Genomic DNA, 12,715 nt, shown 5'->3' with positions numbered 1-12,715 from the left:
ATAGGCTGGGAGCGGCGGGGTCAGGCCGAAACGCGAGGGATGGTGTCATCGGCGCGCAGGGTGAAGATCTCGTAACCGGTTTCGGTCACCAGCAGGGTGTGTTCCCACTGCGCCGACAGCTTGCGGTCCTTGGTGATGGCGGTCCAGCCGTCGCCCAGCACTTTGGTGTCGGCCTTGCCCTGGTTGATCATCGGTTCGATGGTGAAGGTCATGCCGGCTTGCAGCTCCATGCCGGTGCCTGCGCGGCCGTAGTGGAGGATCTGCGGCTCTTCATGGAACACCTTGCCGATGCCGTGGCCGCAAAATTCGCGCACCACCGAGAAACCGTTTTTCTCAGCGTGCTTCTGGATCACTTCGCCGATGTCGCCGAGGCGGCAGCCAGGCTTGACGATTTCGATCGCCTTGTACATGCATTCCTGGGTGATTTGCGACAGGCGCTCGGCCCAGACCGGCACGGTGCCAACGTGGAACATGCGGCTGGTGTCGCCGTGGTAGCCATCCTTGATGACGGTAACGTCGATGTTTAGCGTGTCGCCGTCCTTGAGCGGCTTCTCGTTCGGAATCCCGTGGCATACCACGTGATTGATCGAGGTGCAGATCGACTTCGGATAGCCTTTATAGTTGAGCGGGGCGGGGATGGCTTTTTGCTCGTTGACGATGTAGTCGTGGCAGATGCGGTCCAGCTCTTCGGTGGTGACGCCGGGTTTGACATGTTCGGCAATCATTTCCAGCACATCGGCGGCCAGTTTGCCGGCGACGCGCATTTTCGCGATGTCCTCGGGGGTTTTGAGGGTGACGGTCATACAGGCTCTCTTTGCGCTCAGCGGCGTTTATTAAAACGGAATAGGCACGGCGTGAACGCCTTTGCGGCCCTGAAAAACGCGATTCTACCAGACCATCGGCGCAAATCTGAGCTTCTGTGCATCGCTTCTCCATAGGGAATGGTGCATTCTGGGCCGGTACCACGGGGCGCACGCCAATGGCGCCGTGGCTTTGCACAATCCGGGTTCCGTTTCGAACCTTCCTGTGATATAAAATGCGCCGCTTTCCGGGGATACCCCGAGAAGCTTAAATCCACACACGTGTCGACACGATGACCTGGGTGCCTTCAGCTGATGCTGCTGGTTGGTCATTGGGATACGTGGAGGCCAAACCCGACTTATTAAGGAACTATCATGTCCCAAGTCAACATGCGCGATATGCTGAAGGCCGGTGTGCACTTCGGTCACCAGACCCGTTACTGGAACCCGAAAATGGGCAAGTACATTTTCGGCGCGCGTAACAAGATCCACATCATCAACCTTGAAAAAACCCTGCCAATGTTCAACGAAGCGCTGACTTTCGTAGAGCGTCTGGCCCAGGGCAAAAACAAGATTCTGTTCGTCGGCACCAAGCGTTCCGCTGGCAAGATCGTTGCTGAAGAAGCAGCACGTTGCGGTTCGCCGTACGTCGATCACCGCTGGTTGGGCGGCATGCTGACCAACTTCAAAACCATCCGTGCTTCCATCAAGCGTCTGCGTGACCTTGAAGTGCAAGCCGAAGACGGTACTTTCGCCAAGCTGACCAAGAAAGAAGCGCTGATGCGCACTCGCGATCTTGAGAAGCTCGATCGTTCCCTGGGTGGTATCAAGGACATGGGCGGTCTGCCAGACGCACTGTTCGTTATCGACGTTGATCACGAGCGCATCGCGATCACCGAAGCCAACAAGCTGGGTATCCCGGTTATCGGCGTTGTCGATACCAACAGCAGCCCGGAAGGCGTTGACTACATCATCCCAGGCAACGATGACGCCATCCGCGCCATCCAGTTGTACATGGGTTCGATGGCTGACGCTGTTATCCGTGGCCGCAACCACGTTGCTGGCGGTACCGAGCAGTTCGTTGAAGAAGCTCCGGTCGCTGCAGCTGAGTAATTAACGCCTTGGCGTTGGCTCAGTAAGCAAAAAGGGGGCTTGGCCCCCTTTTTGCCACCTCGAAAACCGTTTGTCTCCCGCGCCGCTACAAGCTTGTAACGCGCAGCGGACAACCTCGGTGGTTCGTGAAGAATTGAACGCCCGTTCGATCGGGTGGAATGGTTGATAACCTATCCAAGAGGAATTTTGAAATGGCAGAGATTACTGCAGCGTTGGTCAAAGAACTGCGCGAGCGTACCGGCGAAGGCATGATGGATTGCAAGAAAGCCTTGACCAAGGCTGGCGGCGACATCGAAAAAGCCATTGATGACATGCGTGCTTCGGGCGCCATCAAGGCTGCCAAGAAAGCGGGCAACGTTGCCGCTGAAGGCGCTATCGCTCTGAAGGAAGACGGTAAATCCGCCGTCCTGCTGGAAGTGAACTCCCAGACCGACTTCCTGGCTCTGCAGGACGACTTCAAGGCATTCGTGGCTTCCAGCGTTGAAAAAGCTTTCGCTGACAAGCTGACTGACGTTGCTCCGCTGATCGCCGCTCAAGAAGCCGATCGCCTGATCCTGGTCGGCAAGGTTGGCGAAAACGTCAACATCCGTCGCCTGACCCGCGTTGAAGGTGACGTGGTTGGTGGTTACTTGCACGGCAACAAGATCGGTGTTGCGGTTGTTCTTAAGGGCGGCGACGTTGAGCTGGCCAAAGACATCGCCATGCACGTTGCAGCAACCAACCCTGAGTTCCTGCTGCCGTCGGAAGTTTCCCCTGAAGCGATCGAGCGTGAGAAGGGCGTGTTCTTGACTCTCAACGCTGACAAGATCGCCGGCAAGCCGGAAAACATTGTTGAGAACATGGTCAAAGGCCGTATCAGCAAGTTCCTGGCTGAAGCGAGCCTGGTTGAGCAGGCGTTCGTCAAGAACCCTGAAATCAAGGTTGGCGAACTGGCTAAGAAAGCCGGTGCTGAAATCGTTTCCTTCACCTACTTCAAAGTGGGCGAAGGCATCGAGAAGCCGGTCGACAACTTCGCTGAAGAAGTTGCTGCCCAGCTGGCTGCCGCCAAGCAATAAGACGGTTTTCTAACTGTCGCCCTGAAGAGGCTGCCCGCTCACGCGCGCAGCCTCTTTTCAGATGGGGTAGCCAATTTTTGTTGGCTTCCTTTCGGAACTGGCTTACAAAGCCGTGTTCCGATGGCGCTGAACCAGCGTCAAGCTAGAGTGAACGCAGGCTGAAAAACAGCCAGCAAAGAATTTTTTGAAAATACGCCGCAGGAGAGATTCGCAATGGCTCAGCAGGGCAGTGGTTATCAGGCTCGCTATAAACGCATTCTACTCAAGCTCAGCGGCGAGGCCCTCATGGGCTCGGAAGAGTTCGGGATCGATCCCAAGGTGCTTGATCGCATGGCGCTGGAAGTTGGCCAACTGGTTGGCATCGGCGTGCAGGTTGGCCTGGTGATCGGTGGTGGCAACTTGTTCCGCGGCGCGGCACTGAGCGCTGCCGGTATGGATCGAGTCACCGGCGACCACATGGGCATGCTGGCCACTGTGATGAACGCCCTGGCCATGCGCGATGCGCTGGAACGTGCCAATATCTCGGCCATCGTCATGTCCGCCATCTCCATGGTTGGTGTGACGGATCACTATGACCGCCGCAAAGCCATGCGCCACTTGAACGCCAAGGAAGTGGTGATCTTCGCCGCCGGTACCGGCAATCCGTTCTTCACTACGGATTCGGCTGCTTGCCTGCGTGCAATCGAAATCGATGCCGACGTCGTGCTCAAAGCAACCAAGGTCGACGGCGTGTATACCGCAGACCCATTCAAAGACCCGCATGCCGAGAAGTTCGATCATCTGACTTACGATGAAGTACTGGATCGCAAGCTGGGCGTGATGGACCTGACCGCCATTTGCCTGTGCCGCGACCACAAGATGCCGTTGCGCGTATTTAACATGAACAAGCCCGGCGCCCTGCTGAACATCGTGCATGGTGGCGCAGAAGGGACCCTGATCGAGGAAGGCCAACAATGATCAACGAAATCAAGAAAGACGCTCAAGAGCGCATGCAGAAATCCCTGGAGTCTCTGTCTCACGCATTTGGACAGATTCGTACCGGCAAGGCTCACCCGAGCATCCTGGGCAGCGTGATGGTGCCTTACTACGGTGCCGATACCCCGTTGAGCGGCGTCGCCAACGTGACCGTCAAAGACTCCCGGACCCTGCAGGTCGTGGCATTCGAGCGCAACATGCTCGCTGCGGTCGACAAAGCCATCCAAAGCGCCGGGCTGAATCTCAACCCGACCAACCTCGGTGAATTGCTGCTGATTTCCATGCCGGCGCTCACCGAAGAAACCCGCAAGGGCTTCACCAAGCAGGCTCGCAGTGCTGCGGAAGACGCCCGCGTGGCCGTGCGCAACATTCGTCGCGATGCATTGGGCGAGTTGAAGAAGCTGGTCAAGGACAAGGAAATCAGCGAAGACGAAGAGCGTCGTGCCGCTGCCGATATCCAGAAGCTCACCGACAAGGCTGAGGCCGATATCGACGCGGCGACCAAGCAAAAAGAAGCGGACCTGATGGCCGTATAAGGGTCGCGTTTCCATGGAAAAGACCAAGCAGCCCACGCCGTCCACGGTGCCGCGCCACGTCGCGATCATCATGGACGGCAATAATAGATGGGCGAAAAAACGCTTTATGCCGGGTGTTGCCGGGCATAAAGCGGGTGTGGACGCGGTTCGGGCCGTGATCGAGGTGTGCGCCGAGGCCAAGGTCGAGGTGTTGACCCTGTTTGCCTTCTCCAGCGAGAACTGGCAGCGCCCGGCCGATGAAGTCAGCGCGTTGATGGACCTGTTCTTCAAGGCGTTGCGTCGTGAGGCCAAGCGCCTCAACGACAACAACATCAGCTTGCGCATCATCGGCGACCGTTCGCGGTTCCATCCCGAGTTGCAGGCGGCCATGCGTGAAGCCGAAGCCATGACGGTCGGCGCCAATCGCTTTGTGCTGCAGATCGCCGCCAATTATGGCGGGCAGTGGGACATCGCGCAGGCCGCGCAGCGTCTGGCGCGTGAAGTGCAGGCCGGGCATTTGCGCCCGGAAGACATCACCCCGCAATTGCTGCAAACCTGCCTGGCGACTGGCGATCTGCCGCTGCCGGACTTGTGCATCCGCACCGGTGGAGAGCATCGCATCAGTAATTTCCTGCTGTGGCAACTGGCCTATGCCGAGTTGTATTTCTCCGACCTGTTCTGGCCGGACTTCAAACACGATGCCATGCGCACTGCGCTGGCCGATTTCGCTTCTCGCCAGCGCCGCTTCGGTAAAACGAGCGAGCAGGTCGAAGCTGGAGCCCGGGTTTAATGCTTAAACAACGAATCATCACTGCTCTGATCCTGCTGCCTATTGCCTTATGCGGGTTCTTCCTGCTGAAAGGTGCGGGCTTTGCGCTATTCATTGGTCTGGTCGTGACCTTGGGCGCGTGGGAATGGGCGCGTCTGGCGGGGTTCACCGAGCAACCGATCCGCGTTGGCTATGCGGCTGTGGTCGCGGTACTGCTGTTCTTCATGTACATCCTGCCGGGGCTCGCGCCTTGGGTGCTCGGGGCGTCGGTGATCTGGTGGGCGGTCGCCACTTATCTGGTGCTGACCTATCCGCGCTCCAGTGCCCATTGGGCCAGCGCGGCGTACAAGTTGGTCATCGGCCTGTTGATCCTGCTGCCGGCCTGGCAAGGGCTGGTGCTGATCAAGCAAGAGCCCTTGGGCAACTGGCTGATCATGGCGGTGATGGTGCTGGTCTGGGGCGCGGACATCGGCGCTTACTTTTCCGGCCGAGCGTTCGGCAAGCGCAAACTCGCGCCACAGGTCAGCCCGGGTAAAAGCTGGGAAGGCGTGTATGGCGGTTTGGCCCTGAGTTTACTGATCACTCTGGTGGTCGGTGTGGTCCGTGACTGGAGTGCGTTCGAGCTGATCAAGGGTCTGCTCGGTGCGGCAGTGATTGTTTTTGTTTCGGTGGTGGGCGACCTCACCGAAAGCATGTTCAAGCGTCAGTCGGGGATCAAGGACAGCAGTAATTTGTTGCCTGGTCACGGCGGCGTGCTGGACCGCATCGACAGCCTGACAGCGGCGATCCCGGTATTTGCTGTACTGCTGTGGATGGCAGCATCGTGAGTGGCCCGCAACAGGTCACCGTGTTGGGCGCCACCGGTTCTATCGGCCTGAGCACTCTCGACGTTATTGCGCGGCACCCCGAGCGTTATCAAGTGTTCGCCCTCAGCGGCTTTACCCGAGTCAACGAGTTGCTGGCCCTGTGCGTGCGTCACGCCCCGCGCTTCGCTGTGGTGCCTGAAGCGGCCGTTGCGCAAGTGTTGCAAGATGATCTGCGCGCCGCGGGGTTGTCGACCCAGGTTTTGGTCGGTGAGGAAGGTCTGTGCCAGGTCGCCGCCGATTCGCAGGTGGACACTGTGATGGCCGCCATCGTTGGCGCCGCTGGCTTGCGCCCGACGCTGGCGGCGGTCGAGGCGGGCAAGAAAATCCTGCTGGCCAATAAGGAAGCGCTGGTCATGTCTGGCGCCCTCTTTATGCAGGCGGTGCGCAAAAGCGGCTCGGTACTGCTGCCGATCGACAGCGAGCACAACGCGATTTTTCAATGCATGCCTAATGATTTCGCCCGAGGCCTGGGCGCCGTAGGCGTGCGTCGGATTTTACTGACAGCCTCTGGCGGACCTTTCCGGCAGACACCGATGGCTGAACTGGCGCATGTTTCGCCTGAGCAAGCCTGCGCCCATCCCACCTGGTCGATGGGCCGCAAGATTTCGGTCGACTCCGCCAGCATGATGAATAAAGGCCTGGAGCTGATCGAGGCCTGCTGGTTGTTCGATGCCAAGCCTTCGCAGGTCGAAGTGGTGATTCACCCGCAGAGTGTCATTCATTCGCTGGTCGATTACGTCGATGGCTCGGTGTTGGCGCAGTTGGGTAACCCGGACATGCGCACGCCGATCGCCAATGCGCTGGCTTGGCCCGAGCGGATTGACTCGGGCGTCGCACCGCTGGACCTGTTTGCCGTGGCGCGCCTGGATTTCCAGGCACCGGACGAAGCGCGTTTTCCTTGCCTGCGGCTGGCGCGCCAGGCCGCCGAGTCGAGCGGCAGTGCGCCGGCGATGCTCAACGCGGCCAATGAAGTGGCGGTGGCGGCGTTTCTTGATGGGCGTGTCCGTTACCTGGAGATCGCGAGTATCATCGAGGACGTGTTGAATCTGGAGCCGGTGGTTGCCCTGGATGATCTTGACGCCGTATTCACGGCAGACGCCAAGGCTCGCGCCCTGGCCGGCCAATGGTTGAACCGTAACGGGCGATAAGGGCTGCACGATGATGTACCTGGCAGCACTGATACGAATGCGGAGAAAGTAGATGAGCGCGCTCTATATGATTGCCGGCACCCTGATTGCGTTGGGTGTGTTGGTTACCTTCCACGAATTCGGTCATTTCTGGGTCGCGCGCCGCTGTGGCGTCAAAGTGCTGCGATTCTCCGTAGGCTTCGGCATGCCATTGCTGCGCTGGCACGACAAGCAGGGCACCGAATTTGTAGTCGCCGCCATCCCATTGGGCGGTTACGTGAAAATGCTCGATGAGCGTGAAGGCGATGTACCGGCCGAGCAGCTCAATCAGGCCTTCAATCGCAAGACCGTTCGTCAGCGTATCGCCATCGTCGCCGCTGGCCCGATCGCCAACTTCCTCTTGGCGATGGTGTTTTTCTGGGTGCTGGCCATGCTCGGCAGCGAGCAGGTGCGTCCGGTCATCGGTGCGGTCGAGTCGGGCAGTATCGCGGCCAAGGCTGGTCTCGCACCCGGGCAAGAAATTGTTTCCATTGATGGCGAGCCGACCACCGGTTGGGCAGCGGTCAATCTGCAGCTCGTCCGCCGCCTGGGGGAAAGTGGTACGTTGCATTTGCTCGTCCGTGAGCAGGGTTCCAGCGCCGAGTCTCCTCGTGACCTGGCCCTGGATCATTGGCTCAAAGGGGCTGACGAGCCTGATCCGATCGGCTCGCTGGGCATTCGTCCATGGCGCCCGTCGCTGCCGCCGATACTCGCTGAACTCGATCCGAAAGGCCCGGCGCAGGCTGCTGGCCTGAAGACCGGCGACCGATTGCTGGCACTGGACGGCCAGCCCTTGGGCGATTGGCAGCAAGTAGTCGACGCCGTGCGGATACGGCCGGACAGTAAAATCGTGCTGCGCGTCGAGCGCGAAGGTGCGCCGATCGATGTGCCGGTGACTCTCTCCGCTCGCGGCGACAACAAACCGGCCAGCGGTTATCTGGGCGCTGGCGTGAAAGCGGTCGATTGGCCGCCGGAAATGCTTCGAGAGGTCAGTTTCGGCCCTGTGGCAGCGATTGGCGAGGGTGCGCGACGCACCTGGACCATGAGCGTCCTGACCCTCGATTCGCTGAAGAAAATGTTGTTCGGCGAGCTCTCGGTAAAAAACTTGAGTGGACCGATAACCATTGCTAAAGTGGCGGGCGCTTCTGCCCAGTCGGGCGTCGCTGATTTCCTGAATTTCCTTGCTTATCTGAGTATTAGCCTGGGGGTTCTGAATTTGCTGCCCATTCCAGTATTGGATGGGGGGCATTTGTTGTTTTATCTGATCGAGTGGGCGCGTGGTCGTCCCTTGTCGGATCGGGTGCAGGGTTGGGGGATACAGATCGGTATCAGCTTGGTGGTCGGAGTGATGTTGCTTGCTCTGGTCAACGATCTGGGTCGTCTGTAACGCTTCGCTGAATTGCGAATCTGCCGCATTTTGCGGCAGTTTGTTTATTGCCAGTTGGAATAAGAAAGGACTTCATGAAACGTCTGCTGCTAACTGCGGTTCTCACCGTATTGATGATCGCCGAAGTTCACGCCGAGTCCTTCACTATCTCTGATATTCGCGTCAATGGCCTCCAGCGGGTCTCCGCGGGTAGCGTCTTTGGTGCCTTACCGTTGAACGTCGGTGAACAGGCGGATGATCGTCGCCTGGTGGAATCCACTCGTGCGTTGTTCAAAACCGGTTTCTTTCAAGATATCCAGCTGGGCCGCGATGGCAACGTCCTGGTCATCACCGTGGTTGAGCGCCCGTCGGTCGCCAGCATCGAAATCGAGGGCAACAAGGCGATCTCCACCGAAGACCTGATGAAGGGTCTTAAACAATCCGGTCTGGCCGAAGGTGAGATCTTCCAGCGCGCCACGCTTGAAGGTGTGCGTAACGAGCTGCAACGTCAGTACGTTGCCCAGGGCCGCTACTCGGCCACGGTCGACACCGAAGTCGTGTCGCAACCGCGCAACCGTGTAGGACTCAAGGTCAACATCAATGAAGGCACCGTCGCCGCCATCCAGCACATCAACGTGGTGGGTAACACGGTATTCCCGGACGAAGACCTGATCGACCTGTTCGAACTCAAGACCACCAACTGGCTGTCGTTCTTCAAGAACGATGACAAGTACGCTCGCGAAAAACTCTCCGGTGACCTGGAACGTCTGCGTTCCTACTATCTGGACCGCGGCTATATCAACATGGATATCGCTTCGACCCAGGTCTCCATCACTCCGGACAAGAAACACGTCTACATCACCGTTAACGTTAACGAGGGTGAGAAGTACACCGTTCGTGACGTGAAGCTCAGCGGTGACCTGAAAGTGCCTGAAGACCAGATCAAGTCCCTGCTGCTGGTGCAGAAAGGCCAGGTGTTCTCGCGCAAGCTGATGACCACCACCTCAGAACTGATCACCCGTCGTCTTGGTAACGAAGGCTATACCTTCGCCAACGTCAACGGCGTGCCGCAGCCGCACGATGAAGACCACACCGTCGACATCCTGTTTGCTGTCGATCCGGGCAAACGTGCCTACGTCAACCGCATCAACTTCCGTGGCAACACCAAGTCCGAAGACGAAGTGCTGCGCCGTGAAATGCGTCAAATGGAAGGTGGCTGGGCTTCGACCTACCTGATCGACCAGTCCAAGACCCGCCTTGAACGCCTGGGCTTCTTCAAGGAAGTCAACGTTGAAACGCCAGCTGTACCGGGCGTGGACGACCAGGTCGACGTGAATTACAGCGTTGAAGAGCAAGCCTCCGGTTCGATTACCGCCAGCGTCGGTTTTGCCCAGAGCGCCGGTCTGATCCTCGGTGGTTCGATCACCCAGAACAACTTCCTCGGTACTGGTAACAAGGTCAGCATTGGTTTGACCCGTTCCGAGTACCAGAGCCGCTATAACTTCGGTTATGTCGACCCCTACTGGACGGCGGACGGTGTGAGCTTGGGCTACAACGCCTTCTATCGCACCACCGACTACAAAGACCTTGACGTCGACGTAGCCAGCTACGCCGTGGACAGCCTCGGTGCAGGCGTCAGCGTCGGTTACCCGATCAGTGAGACCTCGCGTCTGACCTTCGGCCTGACGGCGCAACAGGACAAGATCAAGACTGGTCAGTACACGGTCGACGAAATTTTCGACTTCGTTAACAAGGAAGGCGACAACTACCTGAACTTCAAGGCATCGGCCGGCTGGTCGGAGTCCACCTTGAACAAGGGCGTGCTGGCCACCCGTGGTCATTCCCAGAGCCTGACCCTGGAAACCACCACGCCGGGCAGCGACCTGTCGTTCTTCAAACTCGATTACCGTGGCCAGTTGTTCCAGCCGTTGACCGACAACTACACCATGCGTCTGCACACCGAGCTTGGTTATGGTGATGGTTATGGCGACACCGACGGCTTGCCGTTTTACGAGAACTACTATGCTGGTGGTTTCAACTCGGTTCGCGGCTTCAAGGACAGCACCTTGGGTCCACGTAGTACGCCTAGTACCGGCCGGAACCCTGGCACCATTCGTGACCCGGATCAGGATCCGCTGCCGTTCGGCGGTAACGTGTTGGTTCAGGGCGGTGTTGAAGTGCTGTTCCCGCTGCCATTCGTCAAAGATCAACGCTCGCTGCGGACGTCCGTATTCTGGGACGTGGGTAACGTCTTCGATACCAACTGCAAGGGTGAAACCAAGGACTGTGATATCAGCTTCACCAATATGGCCAGCTCCGTGGGTGTTGGCGTGACGTGGGTGACTGCATTGGGTCCGCTCAGCTTTGCGCTGGCGATGCCGATCAAGAAACCGGATGAAGCTGAAACTCAAGTGTTCCAATTCTCCCTCGGCCAGACGTTCTAAGCGTCTGACCCAAGATAACGACAATGGATTTTGTAGGAGTGCATCGTGCGTAAGTTAACTCAACTGGTTCTCCTGGCGACCGTACTGGTAGCTGGCCCGGCATTTGCCGACATGAAAATCGCCGTTCTGAACTATCAGATGGCGTTGCTCGAGTCGGACGCGGCCAAGAAGTACGCTGTGGATGCCGAGAAGAAGTTCGGTCCGCAACTGACCAAGCTCAAGACTCTGGAAAGCAGCGCCAAAGGTATCCAGGATCGTCTGGTCGCCGGTGGCGACAAAATGCAGCAAGGCGAGCGTGAGCGTCTGGAGCTGGAATTCAAGCAAAAGGCCCGTGACTTCCAGTTCCAGTCCAAGGAGCTGAACGAAGCCAAAGCCGTTGCTGACCGTGAAATGCTGAAGCAGCTGAAGCCGAAGCTGGACAGCGCAGTGGAAGAAGTCATCAAGAAAGGTGCTTTTGACCTGGTCTTCGAGCGTGGCGCAGTGATCGATGTCAAACCTCAGTACGACATCACTCGCCAAGTCATCGAGCGCATGAATCAGCTGAAGTAATCCATGACAGCGACCATCAAGCTCGGCCAGTTGGCCGAGTTCCTGGGAGCCACCCTGCGTGGCTCCGCAGAGAAAGACATCACTGGGCTAGCCACTTTGCAGGAGGCTGGCCCAGCTCAGTTGAGCTTTCTGGCAAACCCCCAATACCGTAAATACCTGGCTGACAGCCGGGCCGCAGCCGTTTTGCTGAAGGCCGCTGACGCCGAAGGTTATGCCGGCGATGCGCTGGTGGTGCCGGACCCTTATCTGGCCTACGCACGTATTTCGCACCTGTTCGATCCCAAGCCCAAGGCAGCCGCTGGCATTCACCCGAGTGCTGTGGTGGCGGACGACGCAGTGGTGGATCCAGCAGCGAGCATCGGTGCTTTTGCGGTCATTGAGAGCCAGGCGCGGATCGCAGCCGGTGTCACCGTTGGCGCGCATTGCTTCATCGGTGCCCGATGCGAGATCGGCGAAGGTGGCTGGCTCGCACCGCGGGTCACGCTGTATCACGACGTGCGGATCGGCAAGCGAGTGGTCATTCAGTCCGGTGCCGTGCTCGGTGGTGAAGGCTTCGGTTTTGCCAACCAGAAAGGCGTCTGGCAGAAAATCGCCCAGATCGGCGGAGTAGTGCTCGGTGATGACGTGGAGATCGGCGTGAACACCGCCGTCGATCGCGGCGCGCTGGCAGATACCACCATCGGCAACGGCGTGAAGCTCGACAACCAGATTCAGATTGCTCACAACGTGCAGATCGGTGATCACACCGCGATGGCGGCGTGCGTGGGCATTTCCGGCAGCACCAAGATTGGCAAGCACTGCATGCTCGCTGGTGGAGTAGGGCTGGTCGGGCACATTGAGATTTGCGACAACGTTTTCATCACCGGAATGACCATGGTGACCCACTCGATTACCGAGCCGGGTTCCTATTCTTCCGGTACGGCCATGCAACCGGCAGCCGAGTGGCGCAAAAGCGCGGCACGCATTCGCCAGCTCGATGACATCGCGCGGCGTCTGCGCCAGTTGGAAAAGCGTGTCGGGGACGTGACCCCGGACGGTAAAGCTTCTTCAGATGGCTGATACCATTTCCATATCAAGTGTGCACAGCCGCTAGACTG

The 12,715-nt window shown here is 58.5% G+C and carries 12 protein-coding genes; 11 read left to right on the top strand and 1 reads right to left on the bottom strand.

Annotation, left to right across the window (positions count from 1 at the left end; all coding sequences use genetic code 11):
- Positions 1 to 20: 20 nt before the first annotated feature.
- Entirely contained in the window at positions 21 to 803 is a 783-nt protein-coding gene (gene map, locus RG836_RS26780; RefSeq protein ID WP_310850843.1) for a type I methionyl aminopeptidase, read from the bottom strand.
- A 372-nt stretch (positions 804 to 1,175) separates the two neighbouring features.
- Between map and rpsB the strand changes: the two genes are divergently transcribed.
- The 11 genes from rpsB (at position 1,176) to lpxD (ending at position 12,677) form a co-directional block, all read left to right on the top strand.
- Complete coding sequence (gene rpsB, locus RG836_RS26775; protein ID WP_003219330.1) at positions 1,176 to 1,913, top strand: 30S ribosomal protein S2; 738 nt, start codon at positions 1,176 to 1,178, stop codon at positions 1,911 to 1,913.
- A gap of 191 nt (positions 1,914 to 2,104) precedes the next feature.
- On the top strand, positions 2,105 to 2,968 hold the full coding sequence (tsf, locus tag RG836_RS26770) for a translation elongation factor Ts (RefSeq protein WP_310850842.1): 864 nt from the start codon (positions 2,105 to 2,107) through the stop codon (positions 2,966 to 2,968).
- A 213-nt stretch (positions 2,969 to 3,181) separates the two neighbouring features.
- Entirely contained in the window at positions 3,182 to 3,925 is a 744-nt protein-coding gene (gene pyrH / locus RG836_RS26765) for a UMP kinase (protein WP_003172271.1), read from the top strand.
- Positions 3,922 to 4,479 (top strand): ribosome recycling factor, encoded by a 558-nt coding sequence (gene frr, locus RG836_RS26760; protein ID WP_310850841.1) that lies wholly within the window; start codon positions 3,922 to 3,924, stop codon positions 4,477 to 4,479. Before pyrH ends, frr begins: the two co-directional genes overlap by 4 nt.
- A gap of 13 nt (positions 4,480 to 4,492) precedes the next feature.
- Complete coding sequence (uppS, locus tag RG836_RS26755; RefSeq protein ID WP_310850840.1) at positions 4,493 to 5,248, top strand: polyprenyl diphosphate synthase; 756 nt, start codon at positions 4,493 to 4,495, stop codon at positions 5,246 to 5,248.
- The gene (locus RG836_RS26750) at positions 5,248 to 6,054 is read left to right on the top strand and encodes a phosphatidate cytidylyltransferase (RefSeq protein ID WP_310850838.1); all 807 of its coding nucleotides are present in this window, start codon (positions 5,248 to 5,250) and stop codon (positions 6,052 to 6,054) included. Before uppS ends, RG836_RS26750 begins: the two co-directional genes overlap by 1 nt.
- Positions 6,051 to 7,241: a 1-deoxy-D-xylulose-5-phosphate reductoisomerase gene (ispC, locus tag RG836_RS26745; RefSeq protein WP_310850837.1), complete on the top strand. Its 1,191-nt coding sequence runs from the start codon at positions 6,051 to 6,053 to the stop codon at positions 7,239 to 7,241. The genes RG836_RS26750 and ispC overlap by 4 nt, the downstream gene beginning before the upstream one ends.
- Before the next feature lie 52 nt (positions 7,242 to 7,293).
- Positions 7,294 to 8,646: a sigma E protease regulator RseP gene (gene rseP, locus RG836_RS26740; RefSeq protein WP_310850835.1), complete on the top strand. Its 1,353-nt coding sequence runs from the start codon at positions 7,294 to 7,296 to the stop codon at positions 8,644 to 8,646.
- Positions 8,647 to 8,720: 74 nt separating this feature from the next.
- Positions 8,721 to 11,069 carry an outer membrane protein assembly factor BamA gene (bamA, locus tag RG836_RS26735; RefSeq protein ID WP_310850834.1) on the top strand — a complete coding sequence of 783 codons (2,349 nt, stop codon included), beginning with the start codon at positions 8,721 to 8,723 and terminating at the stop codon, positions 11,067 to 11,069.
- A gap of 45 nt (positions 11,070 to 11,114) precedes the next feature.
- Positions 11,115 to 11,618, top strand: a complete 504-nt coding sequence (locus RG836_RS26730; protein ID WP_054047181.1) for an OmpH/Skp family outer membrane protein — start codon at positions 11,115 to 11,117, stop codon at positions 11,616 to 11,618.
- A gap of 3 nt (positions 11,619 to 11,621) precedes the next feature.
- Complete coding sequence (lpxD, locus tag RG836_RS26725; RefSeq protein ID WP_310850831.1) at positions 11,622 to 12,677, top strand: UDP-3-O-(3-hydroxymyristoyl)glucosamine N-acyltransferase; 1,056 nt, start codon at positions 11,622 to 11,624, stop codon at positions 12,675 to 12,677.
- The last annotated feature ends 38 nt before the right edge of the window (positions 12,678 to 12,715 follow it).

It is taken from the genome of Pseudomonas rhizozeae (assembly GCF_031583775.1).
Taxonomy (GTDB): Bacteria; Pseudomonadota; Gammaproteobacteria; order Pseudomonadales; family Pseudomonadaceae; genus Aquipseudomonas.
Note: the sequence above shows the minus strand (reverse complement) of the source record. Positions and strands in the feature narration are given on the sequence as shown.